This is a genomic window from Streptomyces sp. NPDC015130 (assembly GCF_043080005.1).
Taxonomy (GTDB): Bacteria; Actinomycetota; Actinomycetes; order Streptomycetales; family Streptomycetaceae; genus Streptomyces.
Window position 1 is genome coordinate 313,184 of the sequence record NZ_JBIBVC010000001.1, and the last position, 24,776, is coordinate 337,959.

General features: G+C 72.8%; 21 protein-coding genes and 1 pseudogene. 10 read left to right on the forward strand and 12 right to left on the reverse strand.

Going from position 1 to position 24,776, the window contains the following annotated elements; all coding sequences use genetic code 11:
* Positions 1–35: 35 nt before the first annotated feature.
* From ACF08F_RS01485 to ACF08F_RS01495, 3 genes are all read right to left on the reverse strand, one after another.
* Positions 36–689: a PadR family transcriptional regulator gene (locus ACF08F_RS01485; protein ID WP_392296460.1), complete on the reverse strand. Its 654-nt coding sequence runs from the start codon at positions 687–689 to the stop codon at positions 36–38.
* A gap of 95 nt (positions 690–784) precedes the next feature.
* Positions 785–1,603, reverse strand: coding sequence for a hypothetical protein (locus tag ACF08F_RS01490; protein WP_392296461.1), 819 nt, complete (start codon positions 1,601–1,603; stop codon positions 785–787).
* 257 nt (positions 1,604–1,860) lie between these two features.
* Entirely contained in the window at positions 1,861–3,528 is a 1,668-nt protein-coding gene (locus tag ACF08F_RS01495; RefSeq protein ID WP_392296462.1) for a protein kinase, read from the reverse strand.
* A 278-nt stretch (positions 3,529–3,806) separates the two neighbouring features.
* Between ACF08F_RS01495 and ACF08F_RS01500 the strand changes: the two genes are divergently transcribed.
* Positions 3,807–5,450 carry a protein kinase gene (locus ACF08F_RS01500; protein ID WP_392296463.1) on the forward strand — a complete coding sequence of 548 codons (1,644 nt, stop codon included), beginning with the start codon at positions 3,807–3,809 and terminating at the stop codon, positions 5,448–5,450.
* Between the two features lie 74 nt (positions 5,451–5,524).
* Here ACF08F_RS01500 and ACF08F_RS01505 read toward each other — a convergent pair whose 3' ends face one another.
* The 3 genes and pseudogenes from ACF08F_RS01505 to ACF08F_RS01515 form a co-directional block, all read right to left on the reverse strand.
* Positions 5,525–6,541, reverse strand: coding sequence for a phosphotransferase (locus ACF08F_RS01505; RefSeq protein ID WP_392296464.1), 1,017 nt, complete (start codon positions 6,539–6,541; stop codon positions 5,525–5,527).
* 210 nt (positions 6,542–6,751) lie between these two features.
* Positions 6,752–7,141: pseudogene (locus ACF08F_RS01510) on the reverse strand (pyridoxamine 5'-phosphate oxidase family protein); the annotation flags it as partial.
* 142 nt (positions 7,142–7,283) lie between these two features.
* Positions 7,284–7,943, reverse strand: coding sequence for a response regulator (locus ACF08F_RS01515; protein WP_392296465.1), 660 nt, complete (start codon positions 7,941–7,943; stop codon positions 7,284–7,286).
* 342 nt (positions 7,944–8,285) lie between these two features.
* On the opposite strand from ACF08F_RS01515, the gene pdhA reads away from it, so the two are divergent.
* From pdhA to ACF08F_RS01540, 5 genes are all read left to right on the forward strand, one after another.
* Entirely contained in the window at positions 8,286–9,479 is a 1,194-nt protein-coding gene (pdhA, locus tag ACF08F_RS01520; RefSeq protein ID WP_392296466.1) for a pyruvate dehydrogenase (acetyl-transferring) E1 component subunit alpha, read from the forward strand.
* A 2-nt stretch (positions 9,480–9,481) separates the two neighbouring features.
* Positions 9,482–10,462, forward strand: a complete 981-nt coding sequence (locus ACF08F_RS01525) for an alpha-ketoacid dehydrogenase subunit beta (protein ID WP_189508810.1) — start codon at positions 9,482–9,484, stop codon at positions 10,460–10,462.
* A gap of 31 nt (positions 10,463–10,493) precedes the next feature.
* A complete protein-coding gene (locus tag ACF08F_RS01530) occupies positions 10,494–11,912 on the forward strand; it encodes a dihydrolipoamide acetyltransferase family protein (RefSeq protein ID WP_392296798.1) in 1,419 nt (472 codons plus the stop codon).
* A gap of 104 nt (positions 11,913–12,016) precedes the next feature.
* Positions 12,017–12,691: a GntR family transcriptional regulator gene (locus tag ACF08F_RS01535; protein ID WP_392296467.1), complete on the forward strand. Its 675-nt coding sequence runs from the start codon at positions 12,017–12,019 to the stop codon at positions 12,689–12,691.
* The gene (locus ACF08F_RS01540; protein WP_392296468.1) at positions 12,688–13,998 is read left to right on the forward strand and encodes a nitrate/nitrite transporter; all 1,311 of its coding nucleotides are present in this window, start codon (positions 12,688–12,690) and stop codon (positions 13,996–13,998) included. The genes ACF08F_RS01535 and ACF08F_RS01540 overlap by 4 nt, the downstream gene beginning before the upstream one ends.
* A gap of 42 nt (positions 13,999–14,040) precedes the next feature.
* Here ACF08F_RS01540 and ACF08F_RS01545 read toward each other — a convergent pair whose 3' ends face one another.
* Positions 14,041–14,868: a maleylpyruvate isomerase family mycothiol-dependent enzyme gene (locus tag ACF08F_RS01545; protein ID WP_392296469.1), complete on the reverse strand. Its 828-nt coding sequence runs from the start codon at positions 14,866–14,868 to the stop codon at positions 14,041–14,043.
* Positions 14,869–15,023: 155 nt separating this feature from the next.
* On the opposite strand from ACF08F_RS01545, the gene ACF08F_RS01550 reads away from it, so the two are divergent.
* Together ACF08F_RS01550 and ACF08F_RS01555 are read left to right on the forward strand one after the other, a co-directional pair.
* Positions 15,024–15,827, forward strand: coding sequence for a carbon-nitrogen family hydrolase (locus tag ACF08F_RS01550; protein ID WP_392296470.1), 804 nt, complete (start codon positions 15,024–15,026; stop codon positions 15,825–15,827).
* 25 nt (positions 15,828–15,852) lie between these two features.
* Entirely contained in the window at positions 15,853–16,989 is a 1,137-nt protein-coding gene (locus ACF08F_RS01555) for an SMI1/KNR4 family protein (RefSeq protein WP_392296471.1), read from the forward strand.
* 3 nt (positions 16,990–16,992) lie between these two features.
* Here the strand turns inward: ACF08F_RS01555 and ACF08F_RS01560 are convergent, their stop codons facing one another.
* Together ACF08F_RS01560 and ACF08F_RS01565 are read right to left on the reverse strand one after the other, a co-directional pair.
* On the reverse strand, positions 16,993–17,589 hold the full coding sequence (locus ACF08F_RS01560; RefSeq protein ID WP_392296472.1) for a hypothetical protein: 597 nt from the start codon (positions 17,587–17,589) through the stop codon (positions 16,993–16,995).
* A gap of 26 nt (positions 17,590–17,615) precedes the next feature.
* Positions 17,616–19,079: a PLP-dependent aminotransferase family protein gene (locus ACF08F_RS01565; RefSeq protein WP_392296473.1), complete on the reverse strand. Its 1,464-nt coding sequence runs from the start codon at positions 19,077–19,079 to the stop codon at positions 17,616–17,618.
* Between the two features lie 63 nt (positions 19,080–19,142).
* Between ACF08F_RS01565 and ACF08F_RS01570 the strand changes: the two genes are divergently transcribed.
* Positions 19,143–20,498, forward strand: coding sequence for an aminotransferase class I/II-fold pyridoxal phosphate-dependent enzyme (locus tag ACF08F_RS01570; RefSeq protein ID WP_392296474.1), 1,356 nt, complete (start codon positions 19,143–19,145; stop codon positions 20,496–20,498).
* Positions 20,499–20,516: 18 nt separating this feature from the next.
* Here ACF08F_RS01570 and ACF08F_RS01575 read toward each other — a convergent pair whose 3' ends face one another.
* Complete coding sequence (locus ACF08F_RS01575) at positions 20,517–21,002, reverse strand: LURP-one-related/scramblase family protein (protein WP_392296475.1); 486 nt, start codon at positions 21,000–21,002, stop codon at positions 20,517–20,519.
* A 68-nt stretch (positions 21,003–21,070) separates the two neighbouring features.
* Here ACF08F_RS01575 and ACF08F_RS01580 point away from each other — a divergent pair, with 68 nt between their 5' ends.
* Positions 21,071–22,891 carry an NHL domain-containing thioredoxin family protein gene (locus ACF08F_RS01580; protein ID WP_392296476.1) on the forward strand — a complete coding sequence of 607 codons (1,821 nt, stop codon included), beginning with the start codon at positions 21,071–21,073 and terminating at the stop codon, positions 22,889–22,891.
* Positions 22,892–23,009: 118 nt separating this feature from the next.
* Here ACF08F_RS01580 and ACF08F_RS01585 read toward each other — a convergent pair whose 3' ends face one another.
* A complete protein-coding gene (locus ACF08F_RS01585) occupies positions 23,010–23,354 on the reverse strand; it encodes a hypothetical protein (RefSeq protein ID WP_392296477.1) in 345 nt (114 codons plus the stop codon).
* Positions 23,355–23,426: 72 nt separating this feature from the next.
* On the reverse strand, positions 23,427–24,734 hold the full coding sequence (locus ACF08F_RS01590; RefSeq protein WP_392296478.1) for a M18 family aminopeptidase: 1,308 nt from the start codon (positions 24,732–24,734) through the stop codon (positions 23,427–23,429).
* Positions 24,735–24,776 lie beyond the last annotated feature (42 nt).

Below are 24,776 nucleotides of genomic sequence, written 5' to 3' on the forward strand. Positions count from 1 at the left end.
CGGAAGTGGTACGGGCGGGGCGCGCGAGCGTGCGGTCAGCGCGGCCCGGGCGTACCGGAGGTCAGGTCGGTCGGCTCCGCCGGTGCCGGTGCCGGTGCCGGTGCCGGTGCGGGTACGGGCGTCGGGGAGTCCGTCGGCGGGGCGAGCGCGGAGAGGCGGATCAGCCGGGACTCGCAGTGGTCGAGCCAGCGCGCCTCGGCCTCGGTCTGGAAGATCAGCTGCTCCAGGACGAGCAGCCAGGCCACGTCGTCCCGTTCCCGCGCGCCTCCGCTCTCGACGGCGACGAGCGCCTGGGCCTTGAGCCGGGTGTAGTCCTGCATCGCCTTCACGGTGTGCCGGCGCTGGGACTGGATGACGTCGCGGATGTCGACGCAGGGCGCGCCCACCGCCATGGCGAGCTTGATGGCCAGCTCGTCACGGGCGGGGCTGGTGCGGTCCACCGGCTTCTCGAACCAGGTCCTGAGCTCGGTGAGGCCCGCCTCGGTGATCGCGTAGAGCTCGTGCCCCGCCTCGTCCCGGCCCCCCTGCGCGACCATGCCGTCGCGTTCGAGGCGGCTCAGGGTCGTGTAGACCTGGCCGACGTTCAGCGGCCAGGTGGAGCCGGTGCGGGACTCGAACTCCGTACGGAGCTGGGAGCCGTACCGAGGACCGCGTTCGAGGAGGGCGAGGAGCCCGTGGCGGATCGACATACTCAGTATGTATACCGGGTATGCCGAGGCCCACAACCGACCTGAGACGGAAGGGGAAGGTCCGTCTCAAGGGGGACGGAGACGGGTGCCGCGGCTCAGCGGCGGCGCATCCGCAGCCCCAGGAAACCGATCCCGAGCCCCATCAGGGCCAGCCCCACGCCCAGGGTGAGGACGGGAATCCGCTGGTCGACGAGGGCGGGCGCGGCCTCCGACGCCATGTGGGGAACGGCGGCGGGCCGTGTCGCGGGCGCCATCTCGGTGACGACCTCGTCCTCCTCGCGTACCGCCGCGTTCTCCTCGGGGACGTCTTCCGCGTCCTCGTACGGGTCGGAGTCTGTTGCCGTGTTGGTACGTGACGGGTCCGGGGACGGGGTGGTGGCGTTCGGCTCGGCGGTGGCGGTCTCGGTGCGGCCGGGCCGCGGGCGGCCTTCTCCGGCGGGCCGGCCGGCCAGGGAGGCGGAGCCGCTCGGGGCGGGCGCGTCGGTGGGCGTGGCGCTCGGGGCGGCGGGAGCGGACGAGGCGGTGCCGGTCGGCGCGGGGGCCGGCGGGGCGGGGGTCCCGGTGGTGCCGGGGGCGCCGGTGCGCCCGGGCGTCGTGGCGGACGCGGACGCGGACGCGGTCCCGGTGCCGGACACGGACCCGGTGCCGGAGGTGGGGGAGGACGGTGTCGTCGACGGCCCTGACGGTGTCGTGGTGGAGGGGGCCGGTCCTGTGGTGGACGGCGCGGAGGTCCCGGTCGGGGTGGCCGGCGGGGTCGTCCCCGGGGGTGTGGACGGCGCGGCCGCCCGCGTGCCGACGGGGGCCTCCGCGGCGAGCGCGAGGGGCGCGGCACCCAGGGCGAACGCGCAGGCGAACGTGCAGGTGAGCGCGGGTCCGAGGGCCCGCGCCCGGGTGCTGCGGAGTGCTGGAGTCACCGGGTGACCCCCCTCCCGTACCGAGCCGCCGAGGTGTCGACTCAGCGTCACATGTCGGGACAATTCCGGCATCCGGGAGGGGGTGACGGGTGTAAGGGGACGACAGCCCCCACCCGTTTCGGTGCTGCTCGGACGGGTGGTTCCGCCCGCCTCCGTACTCCTCGGACGGGTGCTGCCGCGCGTTTCGGTGCTGCTCGGACGGGGGCCTCCGCCCGCCTCCGCACTCCTTGGAGGGAAGCCCCTGTCCGCCGTCGGCACTACTGCGGCGGGTTGCCGGTCGAGACGCTGAGGGTGAACTCGGCGTCCTCGTCCGTGATGTCCTCGCCCGCCGGCGGGTACTGCTCCAGGACGGTGCCCTCGCCGTAGGTCGCCTCGTCGATCGGACGCTGCGTCTTGATCTTCCAGCCGGCCGCCTGCACGCAGTCCTTCACCGACTGGATGTTCTTGTACGTGAAGTTCGGGACCTCGAACTTCGCGGGGTCGTCGCTCGACTCCGAAGGCTGCGTGCACTTCTTCATGTCGATGGTCTTGGTCAGGTCGGGACCCTTGTGGCCGGGGGTCGTCGTCTGGGACTGCTCCGTGGTGGTGCCGCCGGTGCCGCCCGCCTCCGGGTCCGTGTCGTCGTTCTGGTTGAGCACGACGACCAGGCCGCCGATCGCGAGCAGCGCGGCGACGACGGCGCCCACGAGCACCGGGGTGTTCCGCTTGGAGCCGCCGCCCGGCGCCACGGGCGCGGGCGTGTGCATGGCCATGGGGGCCGGCGTGTGCATCGGGCCCGGGGCGTACGGCGCCGGGGCGGGGGTCTGGTAGACCGGCGCGGGCGTCGGCGCCTGCTGCGGGTAGCCGTAGGCCGGGCCGGGCGCGGGCGTCACGGGGCCGTAGGGGCCGGGCTGCGGCGTCGGCGGCAGGTACGGCTGCTGCACGCCGTGCGGGCCGGTCTGCGGGGCCGGCGGCGGGGTCTGGCCGATCGGCGGGAAGACCGCCGAGCCGACGCCCGCGCCGCTGCTCACGGGACCGCCCTGGACGATCACCGGGGCGCCGGTCTGGCCCGCCGAGAGCACCCGGAGGCACTCGTCCTGCATGGCGGCCGCGCTCGGGAAGCGCTCGTTCGGGTTCTTCTTCAGGGCGCGGGCGACGAGCGCGTCCATCGCCGGTGTGACGGAGCGGTTGATGGAGGACGGGGCGACCGGCTCCTCCTGGACGTGCGCGTAGGCGATGGCCAGCGGCGAGTCGGCGTCGAAGGGGAGACGGCCCGTCAGCAGCTGGAAGAGCATGATGCCGACCGAGTAGAGGTCGGAGCGGGCGTCCACCGCGCGGCCGAGGGCCTGCTCGGGGGAGAGGTACTGGGGGGTGCCGACGACCATGCCGGTCTGCGTCATCGAGGTGACCCCGGACTGCATGGCGCGGGCGATGCCGAAGTCCATGACCTTGACCAGGCCGCGCTTGGTCGTCATCACGTTGCCCGGCTTGATGTCCCGGTGGACCAGGCCCATCTCGTGGCTGACCTCCAGGGCGGCCAGCACGTCGGCCGTGACCTTGAGCGCCTTGTCGGCGGGCATCGCACCGTACTGCTGGATGTCCGCGGCGAGGACCGAGCCGAGCGGCTGCCCCTCCACGTACTCCATGACGATGTACGGCATGACGGCGCCGTCGAGGGTGTCCTCGCCGGTGTCGAAGACCGAGACGATGTTGGTGTGCGAGAGCTTCGCGACGGCCTGCGCCTCGCGCCGGAACCGCTCGCGGAACGACTGCTCGCGACCGAGCTCCGTGTGCAGTGTCTTGATCGCGACCTGTCGGTCGAGGGCGCTGTCGTAGGCCAGGTACACCGACGCCATGCCGCCCTCGCCGAGGAGGTCGCGCAGCTGGTACCGGCCGCCCGCGACCGAACCGCCCGCATAGCGGCCCTGTGCGCCGTCCTGGCTCATCTGTTGCTTCCCCCTACGCGCGCGCGGCGGCGTCGAATTCCGGAATTTCCTGGCCAAGTCTGCCCCAGGGCACCGACACGTCAAGCCGCGTGCCCGTTCCGTGACCCTCCGCACAGAACGCGTCGCCGAAGCGTTCCCGAAGTGTCCGGGGAAACCCGTCGAATTTGCACAGGTGTACGTGGACGGGGTTGGATGGCCGGTCAATCGCGGACCGTGATGTCGTACGGAGCCTGTAGCGTGACGACTGGACACGGCACGACAGACGACGGCGAGGACTGATGGCACCCGAATCCGGATCAGGTGGCGGTGTGCCGGACGCGGCAGCGGAGTCGTGGGGAGTCGGCGGTGTCGTCGGCGACGGCCGCTACCGGCTGACGCACCGTCTGGGCCGCGGCGGCATGGCCGAGGTGTTCGCCGCCGAGGACGTGCGCCTCGGGCGCACCGTCGCGGTGAAGCTCCTCCGCGCGGATCTCGCCGAGGACCCGGTCTCCAAGGCGCGCTTCACCCGCGAGGCGCAGTCGGTCGCGGGGCTCAACCACCATGCGATCGTCGCCGTGTACGACTCCGGCGAGGACCTCGTCGGCGGTCGGCCCGTGCCGTACATCGTGATGGAGCTGGTCGAGGGCCGCACCATCCGCGACCTGCTGATCAGCGCCGACGCACCGGGGCCCGAGCAGGCGCTCATCATCGTCTCCGGCGTCCTGGAGGCGCTGGCCTATTCGCACCAGCACGGCATCGTGCACCGCGACATCAAGCCGGCGAACGTCATCATCACGCACAGCGGTGCGGTGAAGGTCATGGACTTCGGCATCGCCCGTGCGCTGCACGGCGCGCAGTCGACGATGACGCAGACCGGCATGGTCATGGGCACCCCCCAGTACCTCTCCCCCGAGCAGGCCCTCGGCAAGGCCGTCGACCACCGCTCGGACCTGTACGCGACGGGCTGTCTGCTCTACGAACTGCTCGCGCTGCGGCCCCCCTTCACGGGTGAGACGCCGCTCTCCGTCGTCTACCAGCACGTGCAGGACGCGCCGGTCCCGCCGTCCGAGGTGTCGCACGGGGTGCCGCCGGAGCTCGACGGCCTGGTGATGCGCTCCCTCGCGAAGGAGCCGGACGACCGGTTCCAGAGCGCCGAGGAGATGCGCGGGCTGATCCAGTACAGCCTGCAGATGCTCCAGCAGCAGGGCGGTCACACCGGCACGTGGAACACGGGCCCCGTCGACATGCACGAGGCCGGGCACACGCCGGTCGGCGGCATGGCCGCGACGGCCGCGATGGGCCACCCCATGCACGGGGAGACCGCGCAGGGCCGGATCCTGCCGCAGATGAACCCGGACGACGGGGGCGTCGGCGCGTACGGCGGCTACGACGGCGGCACGGGCGGCACCGGCGGCTACGGCCAGGACGTGGCGTACGGCGCGAACGGCGGAGGCCGGGGCCGCGGCAAGCTGATCCTCTTCGTGGCGCTCGCGCTGGTCGCGGTCGTCGCGGGTGTCGTGTACGCCATCGACAAGGCCGGCGACGGCAAGGGCGGCGACGTGGTGACGCCGCCGACGAAGGTCTCCCAGCAGCCGTCGACGGCGTCCGAGGAGCCCACGCCCTCCGAGGAGCCCTCCACCGAGGAGCAGACGCGGGACCCGGACACGTCGACCGGCGGCACCACGCAGAGGCCGTACACGCCTCCGTACACGCCTCCGCAGACCTGGCAGCCCACGCACACCACGGAGCCGTCGACGGAGCCCCCGACGACGGAACCGCCGACGACCGAGCCGCCGACGACGGACCCGACGACCGAGACGCCGACGGACCCGGCGACCACCCCGGAGGAGCCCCCGGTCGACCCGACCGGCGAGCCCACCGGCGGCGGCGACGACGGCGGCGGCGACACCCCGCCGCCGGGCGGCTCCACCGCCACGGGCTGACCGGCCGCGCCCCCTGACCGGCCGGATACCGACCGGCTGATCGGGCGTGTCCGATCGGCCGTGTCTGTGTCCGATCAGCCGGCGAAGGCGTCGCGTACGGCGTCGTACTCCCGGGTCCACCAGACCGCCAGGGCCGACACCGCGGGAAACTGCGGGTCGGCCCTTCGGTCGTGCAGCTGGTAGCGCCAGCGCAGCGTCCAGAAGTCGTTGAGCCGTTCCCACCACACCCGGTGCGCCGCCGCGGCCAGCTCGGCGCCGTCGGCGCCCGTCGCCCGCCGGTACGCGCGCGCGTACGCCCGCACCTTCTCCAGGGCCAGCTCGCCCCCGGGCCGTACGAAGAAGATGGCGGCCGCCCGTACCGCCTCCTCGGCCCGCGGCCGGACCCCGAGGCGGTCCCAGTCGACGATCGCGGCGGGCTCAGCGCCCCGGTAGAGCAGGTTCAGCGGGTGGAAGTCGCCGTGCACCCAGCCGGAGGCGGCGGCCGGCGGCGGCCGGTGGTGCGCGTGCTGGGCGAGCAGCCGGCGGCGCTCCCTCAGCCGGTGCTCGGCGAGCGCGTCGAAGCTGTCGTGCGGCCGGTGCGCGCGGGCGAGGCCGATCAGCTCCTCGATGGCGCGGAAGGTGTCCTCGGGGCGGGCGCTCTCGTGTTCGTCCCCCGGCGGCGGGGACTCCATGACCCGCTCCAGACAGGTGTGGACGTGCCCCAGGAGGGCGCCGAGGCGGCGGGAGCCGCCCCGGGACAACTGGGTGCCGTCGCGGTGTCGGCCGTCGACCCACGGGTGCAGGGCGTAGCAGAGGCCGTCGACGACCGCGACCGTACGCCCCCGGCTGTCGGCGAGCGGCGGCGCCACCGGCAGGCCCAGGTCGTGCAGGCGCTGGGTGGCGCGGTGCTGCCGGGTGATGGTGGCGCGGTCGGCGGTGGGGGCGTCCAGGTGCTGCTTGAGGAAGTAGGCGCCGCGCGTGGTGGAGAGGCGGTAGCCGCGGTTGAGGAGGCCCTGGGTCACGGGTTCGCAGGCGAGAGGTTCGCCCGCGCCCGCGTAGCGGCGGAGGAGGACGCCCACGGGCGGAGTGAGGGTTGCAGATGAGCGCGGCACTCCGCAGATGTTAGATCACGCTACGTGGTGGAGGTGTCGCCCCATGGAACGGTCCCCGGGCTGCTCCGGGGAGCGGCCGGAGGACGGCCCGGTGGACGGGCCGGAGGACGGCCCGGTGGACGGGCCGGAGGACGGGCCGGCGGACGGTCCGGCGGGGTGGTCGGCCGAGTGCAGCCCGACGGGGCGGTCGGCCGGTCCGGCGGGGTGCCCGGCGGAGTAGTCGAGCTCGTGCACGGTCACGAACTGCGGTTCGATCCGCATGTAGACCGGTTCGAAGGGCTCGTCGTCCACGGTGCTGGGCTCGGGCCCGAACGCCGCGAGCTCCTCCTCGGTCGGTTCCACGATCTCCGCCGTGCCCGTGAACTGCACGGACCAGATCCGCTCGGCCCCCGAGTTGAAGTTGTCCGCGCCGTACGCGACGACGCTGCCGTTGCACGCGCGGTGGTAGCCGAGCCCCCGGTGCATCCGCAGCAGGACGCGTCCCTCGGTCACGATGTGCCGGGCGGGCGCCACGAACGGCATCGCCCGCATGCTCGTCGCCACCCGGCCGTACGACACTCGGCCGAGCAACTCGATGGCGCGGATCTCCTCGGTGGACATGGACACCACTCTCCGCCACCGGCGACGTGTCGGAAAAGGGGCCCCTGCCCCGCCTTCGTGGGGACGTAGGTCCCGAATCCGGGCCGTGGGCCCCGGGCTGCTCCGTACGGGTGAGGCACGGGCCGCGCCGGGGCCCCGGGGGTCAGTGACGCTCGGCCTGGAGCCGTGCCACGTACGCCGCGGCCTGCGAACGCCGCTCCATGCCCAGCTTCGACAGCAGGCTGGAGACGTAGTTCTTGATGGTCTTCTCCGCAAGGTGGAGCCGCTCGCCGATGACCCGGTTGGTCAGGCCCTCGCCGATCAGGTCCAGGATCTTGCGCTCCTGCTCCGTCAGGTTGGCGAGCCTGTCGTCGCCCTTCGGGTTGTTGCCGTCACGCAGCCGCTCCAGGACGCGCGCGGTCGCCACCGGGTCGAGGAGCGACCTGCCGGCCGCGACGTCGCGCACCGCGTTCAGCAGTTCGTTGCCCCGGATGGCCTTGAGGACGTATCCCGAGGCCCCGGCCATGATCGCGTCGAAGAGCGCCTCGTCATCGGCGTACGAGGTGAGCATCAGGCACTTGATGCTCTCGTCCTGGGATCGAATCTCGCGGCACACCTCCACCCCGCTGCCGTCCGGCAGCCGGACGTCGAGCACGGCGACGTCAGGACGGGTCGCCGGGATCCTGACCAGCGCGTCTGCCGCCGTCCCGGCCTCACCGACCACTTCGATGTCGTCCTCCACGGAGAGCAGCTCGTGGACGCCGCGCCGGACGACTTCGTGGTCGTCCAGCAGAAATACCCGGATTTTTCCCTCTTCGCGCACGCAGTCAGTCTCACATATTGGCTCTTCCCGCGCCCGGGGTGCGCGGGATAACGTGCCGGATGTTCCGGCGGCCCCCTTCAGGCCGTTGCCGACGCGCTGACCAGCGACTGTTCCCACTTTTCTCGATTTACTTGGAAATCCAAGCAAAATCGCAGGTCAAGTGGGGTTTCGCGGGAATGCCGCGCTGTGGGTAACGTGCCTAGCACAGGGCTCTCGCCGGGGCACCTGTCACGCCCGACCCCGGCCGCATCGCACCCACCCCGTGCGAAGGGTACGGATAAGGCGGAGAGCCGCACTGGCCTACCGGCGAACCCGGAGGCCGGACCGACGGAGGAGCACGTAGTGACCGTGGAGAGCACTGCAGCGCGCAAGACGACGCGACGCAGCAGCGGCACCAAGCGCACCGCAAGCGCGAGCACGAGCACCACCAAGAAGACGAGCACGCGCGCCGAGGCGGTAGCGACGGAGCCCGAGCTCGTCCAGCTGCTGACGCCCGAGGGAGAGCGCGTCCAGCACCCCGATTACGACATCGATCTGAGCGCCGAGGAACTGCGCGGTCTCTACCGCGACATGGTTCTCAGCCGTCGCTTCGACGCCGAGGCCACCGCGCTCCAGCGCCAGGGCGAGCTGGGCCTGTGGGCCTCGCTGCTCGGCCAGGAGGCAGCCCAGATCGGCTCCGGCCGCGCGCTGCGGGACGACGACTACGTCTTCCCCACCTACCGTGAGCACGCCGTCGCCTGGTGCCGCGGGGTCGACCCCACCAACCTGCTCGGCATGTTCCGCGGTGTGAACAACGGCGGATGGGACCCCAGCACCAACAATTTCCACCTGTACACGATCGTTCTCGGCTCGCAGACCCTGCACGCCACCGGCTACGCCATGGGCGTTTCCAAGGACGGCGCGGATTCCGCCGTGATCGCGTACTTCGGTGACGGTGCCTCCAGCCAGGGCGACGTGAACGAGTCGTTCGTCTTCTCCGCGGTCTACAACGCCCCGGTCGTGTTCTTCTGCCAGAACAACCAGTGGGCCATTTCCGAGCCCATCGAGAAGCAGACCCGCGTCCCGCTGTACCAGCGCGCCGCCGGCTTCGGCTTCCCCGGTGTCCGCGTCGACGGCAACGACGTCCTCGCGTGCCTGGCCGTCACCCGGTCGGCGCTGGAGCGCGCCCGCCGCGGCGAGGGCCCGACGCTCATCGAGGCTTACACCTACCGCATGGCCGCCCACACCACTTCCGACGACCCGACCCGCTACCGCCGGGACGCGGAGCGCGAGGAGTGGGAGGCGAAGGACCCGATCCAGCGCCTCAAGACGTACATGGAGAACGAGGGCCACGCCGACGCGGCCTTCTTCGAGGAGCTGGAGGCGGAGAGCGAGGCGCTCGGCAAGCACGTCCGCGAGGTCGTCCGCGCCATGCCCGTCCCGGAGCACATGGCGATCTTCGACAACGTGTACGCGGACGGGCACGCGCTCGTCGACGAGGAGCGGGCTCAGTTCGCCGCCTACCAGGCGTCCTTCGAGGGCGGAGAGGCCGAGTAATCATGGCTGTTCAGAAGCTTCCCCTCGCGAAGGCGCTCAACGAGTCGCTGCGCAAGGCCCTGGAGACCGACCCCAAGGTCCTGATCATGGGCCTGGACGTCGGCAAGCTCGGCGGCGTCTTCCGGATCACCGACGGCCTGCAGAAGGACTTCGGCGAGGACCGGGTCATCGACACCCCGCTCGCCGAGTCCGGCATCGTCGGTACCGCGATCGGCCTCGCGCTGCGCGGCTACCGCCCGGTCGTGGAGATCCAGTTCGACGGCTTCGTCTTCCCGGCGTACGACCAGATCGTGTCCCAGCTGGCGAAGATGCGGGCCCGTTCGCTCGGCACCGTGAAGATGCCGATCGTCATCCGCATCCCGTACGGCGGCGGCATCGGCGCCGTCGAGCACCACTCCGAGTCCCCCGAGTCGCTCTTCGCGCACGTCGCGGGCCTCAAGGTCGTCACCCCGGCGAACTCCAACGACGCCTACTGGATGCTCCAGCAGGCGATCCAGAGCGACGACCCGGTCATCTTCTTCGAGCCCAAGCGCCGCTACTGGGACAAGGGCGAGGTCGACACCGAGGCCATCCCGGGCGAGCTGCACAAGGCCCGGGTCGCCCGCGAGGGCACGGACCTCACCCTGGTGGCCTACGGCCCGATGGTGAAGACCTGCCTGGAGGTGGCCGAGGCCGCCGCCGAGGAGGGCAAGTCGATCGAGGTCGTGGACCTGCGCTCGATCTCGCCGCTCGACTTCGACACGGTCCAGGCCTCGGTCGAGAAGACCGGCCGTCTGGTCGTCGTCCACGAGGCGCCGGTGTTCTTCGGCTCGGGCGCGGAGATCGCCGCCCGCATCACCGAGCGCTGCTTCTACCACCTGGAGGCCCCCGTCCTGCGGGTCGGCGGCTACCACGCGCCGTACCCGCCGGCGCGCCTGGAGGAGGAGTACCTGCCGGGCCTGGACCGCGTGCTCGACGCCGTCGACCGCTCGCTGGCGTACTGAGGAGAGCACCGTGACGATCCGCGAATTCAAGATGCCCGACGTGGGCGAGGGCCTCACCGAGGCCGAGATCCTCAAGTGGTACGTCCAGCCCGGTGACACCGTCACCGACGGCCAGGTCGTGATCGAGGTCGAGACGGCCAAGGCCGCCGTCGAGCTGCCGATCCCCTTCGACGGCACGGTCCACGAGCTGCGCTTCCCCGAGGGGACGACCGTCGACGTCGGCGAGGTCATCATCTCGGTGAACGTCGGCGGCGGCGCCGCTCCCGCGCCCGAGGCCCCGGTGGCCGAGGCCGCCCCGGCGGTGGCGGCCCCCGCCGCCCCGGAGGCCGAGGACGAGGAGCCCAAGGGCCGTCAGCCCGTCCTCGTCGGCTACGGCGTGGCCGCCAGCTCCACCAAGCGCCGGGCGCGCAAGGCCCCCGCGGGTGCCGCCCCGGCCGCCCCGGCCGCCCCGGCCGCCCCGGTCCAGGCGGCGCCCGTCGCCGTCTCCGTACCGGAACAGCTCAACGGGCACGCGACGGACGGTTCCCGCCCGCTCGCCAAGCCGCCGGTCCGGAAGCTCGCGAAGGACCTCGGCGTCGACCTGGCGACGGTCACCCCGACCGGCCCGGACGGCATCATCACCCGTGAGGACGTCCACGCGGCGGCCGCACCGGTGGCCGCCCCGGCGCCCGCGCCGGTCGTCGAGGCCCCGGCCCCGGTCCAGGCGCCGGCACCCGTGGCGGCCTCGGCCCCCGCGGTGTCCTCGGACGTGCGGGAGACGCGGGTTCCGATCAAGGGTGTGCGGAAGGCGACGGCGGCGGCGATGGTCGGTTCGGCCTTCACCGCTCCGCATGTCACCGAGTTCGTGACCTTCGACATCACGCGCACGATGAAGCTGGTCGAGGAGCTGAAGTCCGACAAGGACATGGCCGGGCTGCGGGTGAACCCGCTGCTCCTGATCGCCAAGGCCGTGCTGGTCGCGGTGAAGCGGAACCCGGAGATCAACGCGGCCTGGGACGAGGCGGCGCAGGAGATCGTCCTCAAGCACTACGTGAACCTGGGCATCGCCGCGGCCACGCCGCGCGGTCTGATCGTGCCGAACATCAAGGACGCGCACGCCCAGACCCTGCCCGAGCTCTCGAAGTCGCTGAGCGAGCTCGTCGCCACCGCCCGGGAGGGCAAGACCACCCCGGCGGCGATGCAGGGCGGCACCTTCACCATCACCAACGTCGGCGTCTTCGGCGTCGACACCGGTACGCCGATCCTGAACCCCGGCGAGTCCGCGATCCTCGCGGTCGGTGCGATCAAGCTCCAGCCGTGGGTCCACAAGGGCAAGGTGAAGCCGCGTCAGGTCACCACCCTCGCGCTCTCCTTCGACCACCGCCTGGTCGACGGCGAACTCGGCTCCAAGTTCCTCGCCGACATCGCCGCGGTCCTGGAACAGCCGAAGCGCCTCATCACCTGGGCGTGACCGTCGGGCGTAACACCCCGATGTGACCGTTTCACGTGAAACAGGCCCGTCCGCGATGCGGACGGGCCTGTTTGTTGTACCTGTGTTGTATCTATGCTGTGCGCATGCCATCAGCGCCAGCCGGTCCCGCCACCCAGCCCCCCAAGCAGGCCCCCGCCGCCGACCGCGTGTACATGCACGTCAAGCAGGCCGTACTCGACCGGCGCTACGAGGGAGGCACCCTCCTCACCGAGGGCGAACTCGCCCAGGCCGTCGGGGTGTCCAGGACCCCCGTCCGCGAGGCGCTGCTCAAGCTGGAGATGGAAGGGCTGCTCAAGCTCTACCCGAAGAAGGGCGCCCTCGTCCTGGCCGTCTCCGCCCAGGAGATCGCCGACGTCGTCGAGACCCGGCTGCTCGTCGAGGAGTTCGCGGTCCGCCGGGCCGTGCCCGCCTCTGCCGCGCTGATCGAACGCCTCGAAGAGCTCCTGGAGGAGCAGAAGCGCCGCGCGGAGGCCGGTGACCTCGCCGAGGTCGCGGTCACCGACCGCTGCTTCCACGCCGAGATCGTCCGCCACGCCGGCAACCAGATCCTCTCCCGCCTCTACGACCAGCTCCGCGACCGCCAGCTCCGCATGGGCGTCGCCGTGATGCAGTCGCAGCCGGACCGGATCGCCAAGAACATCACCGAGCACGCCGAGATCCTCGACCGGATCCGCGCGGGCGACGTGGAGGGCGCGGCCCACTGCGTCCGCCAGCACCTCAGCTGGGTCAAGGTCCTGGTCCGGGGTGAGGACCGGTGAGCAGGTCCTACGGCTCCGCCGTCACCCTCCCCGGCGACCCGCCCGGCGGCCGCCGGGCCGCCCTCGTCTGGGGCGTCGGCGTCGCCGTCTACTTCGTCGCCGTCATCTTCCGCACGTCCCTGGGCGTCGCCGGACTCGACGCCGCCGACCGCTTCGACGTCAACGCCTCCGCGCTCTCCACCTTCTCCATACTCCAGCTGCTCGTCTACGCGGGCATGCAGATACCCGTCGGGCTCATGGTCGACCGCCTCGGCACGAAGAAGGTCCTGGTCATCGGGGTCCTCCTCTTCACCCTCGGCCAGCTCGGCTTCGCGCTCTCGCCCACCTACGGCACGGCGCTCGCCTCCCGCGCGCTCCTCGGCTGCGGCGACGCCATGACCTTCATCAGCGTCCTCCGCCTCGGCAGCCGCTGGTTCCCCGCCCGCCGCGGCCCGCTCATCGGCCAGGTCGCCGCCCTCTTCGGCATGGCCGGCAACCTCGTCTCGACCGTCTTCATCGCCCGCGCCCTGCACGGCCTCGGCTGGACGACCACCTTCGTCGGCAGCTCGCTCGCGGGCGTCGTCGTCCTCGTCCTGCTGCTGCTCTTCCTCAAGGACCACCCCGAGGGGTACGAGCCCGAGCCTGCCCAGCACGCCGGCGCCGCCTTCGTCCGCCGCCAGATCGCCGAGTCGTGGCGGGAGCCCGGCACCCGCCTCGGCATGTGGGTCCACTTCACGACCCAGTTCCCGGCCATGGTGTTCCTGCTGCTGTGGGGACTGCCGTACCTCGTCGAGGCGCAGGGGCTGTCCCGGGGCACGGCGGGCGAGCTGCTGACCCTGGTCGTGCTCTCGAACATGGTCGTCGGCCTCGCGTACGGGCAGATCATCGCCCGCCACCACAAGGCCCGGGCCCCGCTCGCCCTCGGCACGGTCGCGGCCACCGCGCTGCTGTGGGGGACCACTCTCGCGTACCCCGGCGACCGCGCCCCGATGTGGCTGCTGATCACCCTGTGCCTGGTCCTCGGGGCCTGCGGACCGGCCTCGATGATCGGCTTCGACTTCGCGCGCCCGGCCAATCCGCCGGAGCGTCAGGGGACCGCCTCGGGCATCGTCAACATGGGTGGTTTCGTCGCCTCGATGACGACGCTGCTCGCCGTGGGCGTGCTGCTCGACGCGACCGGTGACAACTACCGGATCGCGTTCTCGTCGGTCTTCGTGCTGGAGGCGGTCGGCGTCGTGCAGATCCTCCGCCTCAAGGCCCGTACCCATCGCAGGGAGCGGGAACGGCTCGTCGCGAGCCGCGTGGAGGCCGTCCACGTACCGGCCTGACGGATCAGCGGGGCGTCACCGGCTCAGCGGGGCGTCACCGGCTCAGCGGGGCGTCACCGCGAAGTTGTCGAGGATCGCCCGGGCCAGGCCCTCGTCGCCCTCCACCTTGACGCGGTCGGCGACGTCGGCCGGCCGGACGCGGCCGCAGGCGAGCCGTACGAACGTCTCCCAGTCCGTCGCGAGCGTCACCGCCGGGCCCAGCGAGGGCGCGCCGTCGACCGTGCCCCGGCCGTCCGCGTCGACCCGCACGGTCCGCAGGAACTCCACCGGACCGGTCACGTCGAGCACCACCGCCGAGGAGGCGGGCGCCCCGGCGTCCTTGGCGACGACCTTCGGGAGCGCCTCCAGGAGCACGTCGCGGGTGACGTGCGCGCCGGCCGAGTCCAGGTTGCCCGGCACGCCCAGCGCGGTCCGCAGGTCCTGCTCGTGCACCCACACGTCGAAGGCGCGCATCCGGTAGGCCAGTTCGAGGGACTGCTCGGCGCCGAGGGGGGCGCGGATCAGGTGTTCGGGGGAGCGGTTCTCGTTGCGGAGCTGCCGGGCCCGGCGGATGAGGATGTACTCCAGCTCCGAGGTCATCTCCGGCGCGGTGTGGTGCCGCCGCACATCGACCTGAACCTCCATGTAGCGGGCGAAGTCACTGCGTACGTGGTACAGATCGCGCGGCAGGGAGTGGATCGGGCGGGGGTCGCCGAGCATCTCCGTCTCCATGCCGATGACGTGGGAGACGATGTCCCGAACCGACCAGCCGATGCACGGAGTCGGCCGGTTCCACTCGCCCTCCACAAGCGGCTGCACCAGCTCGGCTATCGCCTCGATGGAGTGGGTCCAGGCGTCGGCGTAGTTCTGGAGGCTGGGATGGACGGTCACGGGACCCCTCGGCGGTTCTTCGGTGCGCGGGCTGAAAACACGACTGGGTGGGAGGCTCGGACGCTAAGTTACGCTGCCCGAAGGCACCCCGGCAGTGCTTTCGTGTGACGATCGTAGGCCGGTGTTGACGGCTCGAATGCCAGGACGGTGGTAGTGTGCGCGCCTCGCTGATCCAGATCGCGGTAGACCCGGACGAACCGGTCGACGCCAGGCGGGCCCGCGCGGCCCGTCTCGTACGGGAGGAATCCGGCCACGCCGACCTCGTCGTCCTGCCGGAGCTGTGGACCGTCGGCGCCTTCGCGTCCGACCTGTTCGCCGCCGAGTCCGAGCCGCTGAACGGCCCGACGCACCGGGCGATGGCCGAGGCCGCGCGGGACGCCGGGGTCTGGCTGCACGCCGGCTCCTTCGTCGAGGCGGAGGGCGGCGCCCTCTACAACACCTCGCTGGTCCTCTCCCCCGACGGCGAACTCGTCGCCTCCTACCGCAAGATCCACCGCTTCGGCTTCGACAAGGGCGAGGCGGTGCTGATGGCCGCCGGCGAGGACCTGGTCACCGTCGACCTGCCGCACCTCACGCTCGGTGTCGGCACCTGCTACGACCTGCGGTTCCCCGAGCTCTTCCGCGGCCTCGTCGACGCGGGCGCCCAGGCCTTCGTCGTCCCGGCCGGCTGGCCGGCGCTCCGCCGCGCGCACTGGACGCTCCTCGCCCGCGCCCGGGCGGTCGAGAACCAGGCCTACGTCCTCGCCTGCGGCACCGCCGGCACCCACGCGGGCGTCGAGCAGGCCGGGCACTCGATCGTCGTCGACCCGTGGGGCGAGGTCCTCGCGGAGGCGGGCCCGGACGAGGAGGTCCTGCGGGTCGTCCTCGACCCGGCGAAGGTGACGGCGACCCGCGAGCAGTTCCCGGCGCTCAAGGACCGCGTCCTGGGCGTCGCGGCGCCGCGCGTCCGCCGCCCCTGAGCCCCACAGGAGAGGCCACACCTTCGTGAACGACCAGGAGAGGGCGGCTCTCGCCGCCTTCGCGGAACTCTTCGGACCGCCGCCCGAGGCACCCGCCCCGCCCGTCGACTGGGACGCGGTCGAGGAATGGCTCGGTTTGCGGCTGCCCGCCGACTACAAGGCGATAGCCACCGCCTACGGCCCGCTCGACATCGGCGAACGGCTCTGGCTGCACACGCCGTTCGCCGAGTACGGCGGCCTGTTCGACTACGGCCGGTTCGTCGAGAACGGCCGCCGCGCCCACCCCGGACTCGTCGCCTTCGGCGCGACCCGCATGTCCGACACCCTCTACTGGGACACCGCGGTCTCCGACGACTCCGACCGGTGGCCCGTCGTCGTCCACGTGCAGAACCTCGCGAACGCCGGCAAGGACCCCTGGCTCCGCCCCGGCACCACCCTCCTGCCCACCCTCACCGGCTTCGTCTCCGACGGCCTGCGCCCCGCCATCACCCGAAGCCGCCTTGCCGGCGACGAGGCCTACGCCTGGACCCCGCCGCCCCGACGCCCCGAAACGACCCCCGAGCGGCACGCCGCCTTCAGCGGGGGCAGCGGCCTGGAGACCCTCACCGCCCTGGTCCCGCCCCCGGCCGAACCGCTCCTCGGCGAGCAGAGCTGGGAGTGGCTGTACGAGCGCCTCGGCACCCGGCTCCCCACCGAGTTCGTCGCCCTGATGGAGACGTACGGGGCGGGCGACTTCTGCGAGTGGCTGCGGTTCGGCCTGCCGCTCGGCACCGGGCACTACGACCTCGCGCCCTCCGCCGAGTGGTTCGGCGCCGCCTACCGGGACCTGCGGGCCGCCCATCCCGAGTACCAGCCGCTGGCGGTCTGGCCCGAGCCGGGCGGCTTCCTCAACTTCGCCGACACCATCGACGGCGACGAACTGTGCTGGCTCACCGAGGGCGACGACCCGGACGCCTGGCCGCTGATCGTCATTCCTCGCCATGCCGACCAGGGCCCGCCGCTCACCGGCACGCTCACCGAGATCCTGCTCGCCTGGCTGCGCGGCCGACTGGCCACGGAAGGGTTCCCCCCTCTCGTACGCCAGGGCCAGGACCCGGCGGAGGCCCTGAAGTACGTCGAGTTCCACTCGTACGGGGCGAACGCGGGCCAGGCCGACCCGTAGGGGTCAGGACTGGCTCTCCGCCCAGAGCTGCGTGACGCGGGAGAGGCTCGCGCGGACCGCACCGCCGCGGGTGAGCGCCGCGCGGTCCACCCCCGCGAAGATCAGCGCCAGGGACAGGTCCGCGGCCCCCGCCCGGCCCGCGACCGTCACGTCCAGCTGCCGCCGCTTCCCGCGTACGGACACGGTGACGCCCGGGTCCTCGGCGTCCGCCTCCCGGGCGAGCACCCAGGAGCGCCGGTTCACGGCCCACAGCCGGTAACGGTCCCCGCCGTACCGCAGGTTCAGCCCGCGCTGCCGGGCGGTCGCGCCGAAACGGTTCCGCGACACGTACACATGGGCGTCGCCGACGCGGAGGGTCGCGCGGTTCAGGGTCGGCAGCCGGATCGCGTCCGTGTGGACGCCCCGCGTCTCGTACGAGGCCGGCGGGAGGAGCCCGCCCCGCAGCTCCGACATCACCACCTGCGGCACCGTCTGGCGCAGCGGCGCCTCCACGGTGATCTCGCCGAACTCGGCGGACGCGCCCCGCCAGCCGGCCTTCCGCTCGTACCCCTTGCCCTCGCGCCATGGGAGCAGCGTGAACGGTGTGACGGTCGTGTGCATGGCGCCCCCTCGGCCTCGTGTGCTCTTCAGACGACGATCGCATGGAGCGCCGCACGCTCCGGCTCCGGGCCCGGCGCGTACTCCGCCCAGGCCGCCGCCAGCCTCCGCACCGCCTCCGTCAGGACCTCGGGCGGCGCGAGGAAGTGGAGCCTGAGGTGGCGGAGGCTGCCGCCGAGGGCGTCGGCCGTGGCGCCCGGGAGGACGGCGACCCCGTGCCGGAGGGCGAGTTGGGCGAAGGACACGCCGTCGCCGTGCGGCAGCCGTACCCACAGCGTCTGGCCGCCCGTCGTCGGCGCGCAGGACCAGGAGGGCAGCCGCCGCGCGAGCTCGGCCCTGAGGTGGTCGTGGCCCGCGCGCACCGCCGCCGTACGGGCGGCGAGGACGGGTGCGAAGTCGTCGAGGAGGCGGACCGCGGCCAGTTGGGACGGGAGGTCGCTGCCCAGGTCGTGGAGGGCCTTCAGCCGGGCGAGGCGGGCGATCAGCGGCGCCGGCCCCCGGACCCAGCCGATCCGCAGCCCGCCCCACACCACCTTGCTCAGCGAGCCGACGGAGATGACCTCGCCGTAGGAGGAGAGGGACGGCTCCTCCGCCGCTCCGGTGTCGAAGGCCAGGTCGGTGAGGACCTCGTCGTCGACGAGCGGCATGCCCACTGCGTTCGCCGCCTCGACGAGCCGGCGGCAGGCGAGCGGCGGGAGGACGGTCCCGGTCGGGTTCTGGAAGCGGGGCACGACATAGGCGAGGGCCGGACGGTGACGCTCCATCACCCGCACCGCCTCCGCCACGTCCACACCGTCGGGGCCCACCGCCACCGGCAGCGGCACGGCCGCCGCCTCCCGGAAGAGGTCGAGCGCCCCCGGATACGTCGGCGCCTCCACCAGGACCCCGTCACCGGGCGCGAGCAGCAGCCGGGTCAGCAGCGAAAGCCCCTGCTGGGCGCCGGTGGTGACCAGGATCCGCTCCGGGCCGGTCGGCACGCCCCGGGCCTCGTACCGCGCGGCGACAGCCGCCCGCAGCGCCGGGAGCCCGGCCGGGTGGTAGCCGAGGTCCGCGTCCGGCAGGACGAGGGAGCGGTACGCCTCCGCCAGCTCGGGCGGCGGCTGCGAGGGGGCGGCGCAGCTCAGCAGGATCACGTCGTCGGGCGACTCCAGGAGGTGCAGGAAGAGCGGGTTCGAGGTCTCGGTCACCCGGGGCCGGTCCGGCGCGAGCGCCGCCCGGGCGACCCGGGTCCCGCTGCCCTGGCGCCGTACGAGCCGGCCTTCCTGACGGAGCGTGTCGTAGGCGGCGACGACCGTCGTGCGGCCCACGGAGAGCGCCGTGGCGAGCCGCCGGTCCGGGGGCAGCGAGGAGCCCGGCGGCAGCGTCCCCTCGTCGATCAGCCGGCGCAGCCGGGCGGCGAGCAGGAGGTAGAGCGGGCCGCGTCCGGCGGACCAGCGCCCGAGGCGGGCGACCAACGCGTCGATCGTGTGGGGGGAGAGGGGGATCGGCTCCATCGCCGAACCAATCTGCCGGGATTGGACCTGGGAAGGCAAACGCCCTGTCCGGAGACTGACGGCATGAGCCAAGCCGACTCCGCTCCCGCGTCCGCCCCGACGTCCTCACCCGCCGAGCCGACCGGCCCCGCGGCAGCCCTCCCGGAGCCGACCGGCCCCGGGCCGGTGCTCCCCGATCCGACCGGCCGCCCCGTCGCCGCGATCCGACCGGAGACCCTCGCCGACCCGACCGGCCCCGTCGCCGAGATCCGCCCCGAGACCCTCGCCGTGCACCCGCCGCACGTCGAGGTCACCGGCAGCCGGCCGCTCGGCGTCCCGCTCCACCAGGGCCACGTCTTCGCCTTCGACTCGGCCGACGCCCTCGCCGAGGCCTTCACCTCCCCCGACACCTTCCTCTACAGCCGCCTCGGCAACCCCACCGTCCGCACCCTGGAGGACGCCGTGGCCCGCCTCGAAGGCGGTGCGGCCGGCCTCTCCTTCGCCTCCGGCATGGGCGCGATCAGCGGCGTCCTCCACGCCCTGCTCGGCAGCGGAGGCCACGTCATCGCCCAGACCTGCCTGTACGGCGGTACGTACGCGGTCCTCACCGACCTCGCCGCGCGCTGGGGCGTCGACGTCACCTACGTCTCCGGCACGGACCCGGAGGAGGTGCGGGCGGCCCTGCGCCCCGAGACCCGGCTCCTCTACCTGGAGACCATCGCGAACCCGACCACCCGTGTCGCCGACCTGCCCGCGCTCGCCGCCGTCGCGGGCGGGGCGGGAGTGCCGGTGGTCGTCGACAACACCTTCGCCTCCCCGCTGCTCTGCCGGCCCCTGAGGCACGGCGCCGACATCGTCGTCCACTCCGCGACCAAGTACCTCGCGGGCCACGCGGACGTCCTCGGCGGCATCGCCGTCTTCAAGGACCCCGAGGTCCACCGCCGGGTTCGCCGCCACACGGTCGAACAGGGCGCGTCCACCGACCCGTTCGCCGCCTGGCTCACCCTGCGCGGCATGCAGACCCTGTCGCTGCGCATCGAGCGCCAGTGCGCGAACGCCGCCGAGCTCGGCGCCCGGCTCGCCGCGCACCCGGCGGTCGCGGCGGTCCGGCACCCCGCGCTCGCGAGCCACCCGGACCGGGAGATCGCCGAGCGGCTGCTGCCGGCGGGCGGCGGCGGGGTGATCTCGGCCGACCTCGCGGGCGGCCGGGAGGCGGGCCGGATCTTCGTCGAGGCGGTACGGGTGGCGTCGCTGAGCGTCTCGCTGGGCGATGTGAAGACCCTGGTCATGCACCCGGCCTCCACCTCGCACCACCAGCTCGACGCCGAGGCCCTGGCGGCGGCGGGCATCGGCCCGGGCACCGTCAGGATCTCGGTCGGCATCGAGCACGTCGAGGACCTGTGGGCGGACCTGGAGCAGGCCTTGGCCAAGGCCGGATGACCCACCCGTGGGCGGGACTCAGTCCTCCCGCTCGGCCATGCGGATCACGCACACGGCCACGCCGACGAGCAGGGCCGCGTCCGCGTCCTCACGGACCACGTTCACCGCGTACGTGTCACGGACGCGGAACCACTGCCGGGAGATGTGGGCCAGGAGCTCGCCGTCGTACTCGACGGTGAACTCCCGGTCCAGGATCCGCCCGCTGACGTCCAGCTCGGTGCCCTCGGCGAGCGTCACCCGGTAGTGGTTGCGCAGGAGCGAGAGCCGCTTGCGGCGGATGGTCGCGAGGGGTTCCCCGCCCCGCTCGATCGTCATCGAGTCCCGCAGGCTGAACATCTTCTGGCGCAGGGTGACGAGGACCTGCCCGTCGGGCCCCTTCAGCTCCAGGGTGTCGCGCAGCCGCATGGCCTTGCCGTCGACGAGGAAGGCGTGACGGCCCTGCTCGTCCTCGATCCAGTAGTCGTCGCCGATCGAGAAGATCTTGTCCCGTACGAGGTATTTCATGCCGGTATGCGTGCCCCGAAGTCTCGCCCCTCACGCGGGGGATCCCCGACGGATGGCAAGCTTGAAGCATGAACGATGCCGCCCCGGCGCCCACCCCCGCGCCCGCGCCCCGCCGTGCCCGTGTCCGTGCCCCCGAGCTGATCGGCAAGGGCGGCTGGCTGAACACCGGCGGGGAGGAACTGACCCTCGCCGACCTGCGCGGAAAGATCGTTCTTCTCGATTTCTGGACCTTCTGCTGTGTGAACTGCCTGCACGTGCTCGACGAGCTGCGTGATCTGGAGGAGAAGCACCGCGACACGCTCGTGATCGTCGGTGTGCACTCGCCGAAGTTCGTGCACGAGGCCGAGCACCAGGCCGTCGTCGACGCGGTCGAGCGGTACGAGGTGCATCACCCCGTCCTCGACGACCCGGAGCTCGCGACCTGGAAGCAGTACGCCGTACGGGCCTGGCCGACGCTCGTCGTGATCGACCCCGAGGGGTACGTCGTCGCGCAGCACGCCGGTGAGGGGCACGCCAACGCGATCCGGACGCTCGTCGAGGAGCTGGAGGCCGAGCACGAGGCCAAGGGGACGCTGCGGCGCGGGGACGGGCCCTACGTGGCGCCCGAGCCCGTCGCCACCGATCTGCGGTTCCCCGGCAAGGTCGTCACGCTCGGCGGCGGGAACTTCCTCGTCTCCGACACCACCCGCCACCAGCTCGTCGAGCTGACCGCGGACGGCGAGACCGTCGTGCGGCGCATCGGCGATGGGGTGTTCCGGGAGCCCCAGGGCCTCGCGCTGCTGCCCGACGGCAAGGTCGTCGTCGCCGACACCGTGAACCACGCCCTGCGCACGTACGACCCGGAGACCGGCGCGATCGAGCGCGTCGCCGGCACCGGGAAGCAGTGGTGGCAGGGGTCCCCGACCTCCGGCCCGGCCCTCGACGTCGACCTGTCCTCGCCGTGGGACGTCGCCTGGTGGCAGGGCAAGGTGTGGATCGCCATGGCCGGCGTCCACCAGATCTGGACCTACGACCCCGCGAGCGGGACCGTCGAGGTCGCCGCCGGTACGACGAACGAGGGGCTCGTCGACGGCCCGGCCGCCGAGGCCTGGTTCGCGCAGCCCTCCGGGCTCGCCGCCACCGAGGACCGGCTGTGGATCGCCGACTCCGAGACCAGCGCCGTCCGCTGGATCGACACCGACGGGCTCGTCCACACCGCCGTCGGCACCGGCCTCTTCGACTTCGGCCACCGCGACGGCGAGGCCGGCCAGGCCCTGCTCCAGCACCCGCTCGGCGTGACCGCCCTCCCCGACGGCTCGGTCGCGATCAGCGACACGTACAACCACGCCCTGCGCCGCTACGATCCCGCCACCGGCGAGGTCAGCACCCTCGCCACCGACCTCCGCGAGCCCAGCGGCGCGGTCCTCGTCGACGGCGACATCGTCGTCGTCGAGTCCGCCCGCCACCGTCTCACCCGCCTCCGCCTCCCCGAGGAGGCCGTCCAGGTCGAGGCCGTCGCCCACCGCACCCGCCGCGAGGCCACCGAGGTCGCTCCGGGCCGGCTCCGCCTCGACGTCGTCTTCCAGGCCCCGACCGGGCAGAAGCTGGACGAGCGGTACGGCCCCTCGACCCGCCTCCTGGTCTCCTCGACCCCGCCGGAGCTGCTCCTCGCCGGCGAGGGCACGGGGACGGATCTCTTCCGTGAGCTGGAGATCGACCCGGCGATCACCGAGGGCGTGCTGCACGTCTCCGCGATGGCCGCGTCCTGCGACGATCCCGCTGGGGGCGCCCCCTCTGGGGGAGAGTACCCGGCCTGCCACGTCCACCAGCAGGACTGGGGCGTCCCGGTGAAGGTCACGGAGGCGGGCGTCAGCCGTCTCCCGCTGATCCTCGCCGGCCTCGACGCCTGACGCCGACCGCCGACCGCCGACCGCCGACCGCCTGACGCCGACCGCCGACCGCCGACCACCGACCGCCGACCGGCGGACGGTGGACGGCGGCCGGCTGACCAGGGCCTGTCCGGCGCGCTCAGTCCAGCAGGCCCTGGTTTCCGGACGGGCGGCCCGCCGCCCCGTCCAGGCATCCGGCGACCCAGGCCGCCGGGTCGTGGGCGGCCCGGTCGCCGCCCATCCCCTGCCGCTCCATGAGCGCGCACTCCCCGGCGAGCAGCGCCTTGGTGCGCGAGCCGTCGACGTCGTACCCGCGGATGCGGGACCCCAGGATGTAGCCGCCCTCGTACGCGATGTCCGTGGCCCACGGCGGCCGGTCGTCGAACGTACTGATCAGAAAGCCCGCCGCCGTCACGGCGAGCGTGACGGCGGCGGTGACTCCCGCGATGAACTTCCCTGGTGACGGGCCCTCGTGACGGTGCATGAGGAGGACGCTGTCAGGCGGGGGCTTTCGCGGATGTTTCGCGGACCCCGGAGTCCGTGTCCGGCGTGTCCGTCAGCCTTCCAGGAAGGCGACCAGCGCGTTCGCCAGGAGGTACGGGTCGTCCGCGCCGCACAGTTCGCGGGCGCTGTGCATCGAGAGGATCGCGACGCCGATGTCGACCGTCTTGATGCCGTGGCGGGCGGCCGTGATCGGGCCGATCGTCGTGCCGCACGGCATGTCGTTGTTGGAGACGAACGACTGCCACGGCACGCCCGCCTTCTCGCAGGCGGCGGCGAAGACGGCCCGGCCGCTGCCGTCGGTGGCGTACCGCTGGTTGACGTTCACCTTGAGGATCGGGCCGCCGTTGACGCGGGGGTGGTGCGTCGGGTCGTGGCGCTCCGCGTAGTTGGGGTGGACGGCGTGGCCGGTGTCGGAGGAGAGGCAGACCGTGCCGGCGAAGGCGCGGGCCCGGTCCTCGTAGGAGCCTCCGCGGGCGTAGACCGAGCGCTCCAGGACGTTGCCGAGGAGGGGGCCCTGGGCGCCGGTGTCGGCCTCGGAGCCGTTCTCCTCGTGGTCGAAGGCGGCGAGGACCGGGATGTACGGGAGGTCGTCGCGGCCCGCGAGGGAGGCGAGCGCGGCGACGGAGGCGTGGACGGAGAGGAGGTTGTCCATGCGCGGGCCGGCGAGGAGCTCGTGGTCGCGGCCGAGGTAGGCGGGCGCCTCGACGGGGTGGACCATGAGGTCCCAGCCGGTGACGTCCTCGGCGTCGACGCCGGCCTCGGCGGCGACGAACTCGATCAGGTCGCCCTCGTGGACCTTGCCCAGGCCCCACACGGGCTGCATGTGGCGCTGGCGCTCCAGCTTGAGGCCGTCGTTGGCCTGGCGGTCGAGGTGGATGGCGAGCTGCGGGACGCGCAGCAGCGGCCGGTCGACGTTGACGAGGTGGTGGCTGCCGTCGCGGAGGGTGAGGCGGCCCGCGAGGCCGAGGTCGCGGTCGAGCCAGGTGTTGAGGAGGGTCCCGCCGTAGATCTCGACGGCGACCTGGCGCCAGCCCTGGGCGCCCATGTCGGGGCGGGGCTTGACGCGCAGGTTCGGGGAGTCGGTGTGGGCGCCGACGATGCGGTACGGGGTGTGGGCGGCGGCGCCCTCGGGGACGTACCAGGCGATGATCGCGCCGCCGCGCGTCACGTACTTCCCGCCGCTCGTCCCGTCCCAGGCGGCCGTCTCCTCGACGTGGCGGAAACCGGCCTTCTCCAGGCGGTCGGCGGCGCTCGCCACCGCGTGGTACGCCGACGGCGAGGCCGTCAGGAACGAGATGAGGTCATCGGTGTGACCGCGGTCGAAGGGGCCGGCCGTGGGGCGGGAAGCTGCGCTGCTCATGGGCTCCACCTTAGCCAGGGGCCGGAATTCGAGGTCGGGACC

Excerpts from the sequence above, each read along its gene's own strand:
- ACF08F_RS01560 (WP_392296472.1), bottom strand. The coding sequence starts at position 17,589 with ATGCACACGACCGTCACACCGTTCACGCTGCTCCCATGGCGCGAGGGC.
- ACF08F_RS01530 (WP_392296798.1), top strand. The coding sequence starts at position 10,494 with ATGCCCGACGTGGGCGAGGGCCTCACCGAGGCCGAGATCCTCAAGTGG.
- ACF08F_RS01590 (WP_392296478.1), bottom strand. The coding sequence starts at position 24,734 with ATGAGCAGCGCAGCTTCCCGCCCCACGGCCGGCCCCTTCGACCGCGGT.
- ACF08F_RS01565 (WP_392296473.1), bottom strand. The coding sequence starts at position 19,079 with ATGGAGCCGATCCCCCTCTCCCCCCACACGATCGACGCGTTGGTCGCC.
- ACF08F_RS01570 (WP_392296474.1), top strand. The coding sequence starts at position 19,143 with ATGAGCCAAGCCGACTCCGCTCCCGCGTCCGCCCCGACGTCCTCACCC.
- ACF08F_RS01585 (WP_392296477.1), bottom strand. The coding sequence starts at position 23,354 with ATGCACCGTCACGAGGGCCCGTCACCAGGGAAGTTCATCGCGGGAGTC.
- ACF08F_RS01580 (WP_392296476.1), top strand. The coding sequence starts at position 21,071 with ATGAACGATGCCGCCCCGGCGCCCACCCCCGCGCCCGCGCCCCGCCGT.
- ACF08F_RS01535 (WP_392296467.1), top strand. The coding sequence starts at position 12,017 with ATGCCATCAGCGCCAGCCGGTCCCGCCACCCAGCCCCCCAAGCAGGCC.
- ACF08F_RS01485 (WP_392296460.1), bottom strand. The coding sequence starts at position 689 with ATGTCGATCCGCCACGGGCTCCTCGCCCTCCTCGAACGCGGTCCTCGG.
- ACF08F_RS01500 (WP_392296463.1), top strand. The coding sequence starts at position 3,807 with ATGGCACCCGAATCCGGATCAGGTGGCGGTGTGCCGGACGCGGCAGCG.
- ACF08F_RS01575 (WP_392296475.1), bottom strand. The coding sequence starts at position 21,002 with ATGAAATACCTCGTACGGGACAAGATCTTCTCGATCGGCGACGACTAC.
- ACF08F_RS01495 (WP_392296462.1), bottom strand. The coding sequence starts at position 3,528 with ATGAGCCAGGACGGCGCACAGGGCCGCTATGCGGGCGGTTCGGTCGCG.
- ACF08F_RS01525 (WP_189508810.1), top strand. The coding sequence starts at position 9,482 with ATGGCTGTTCAGAAGCTTCCCCTCGCGAAGGCGCTCAACGAGTCGCTG.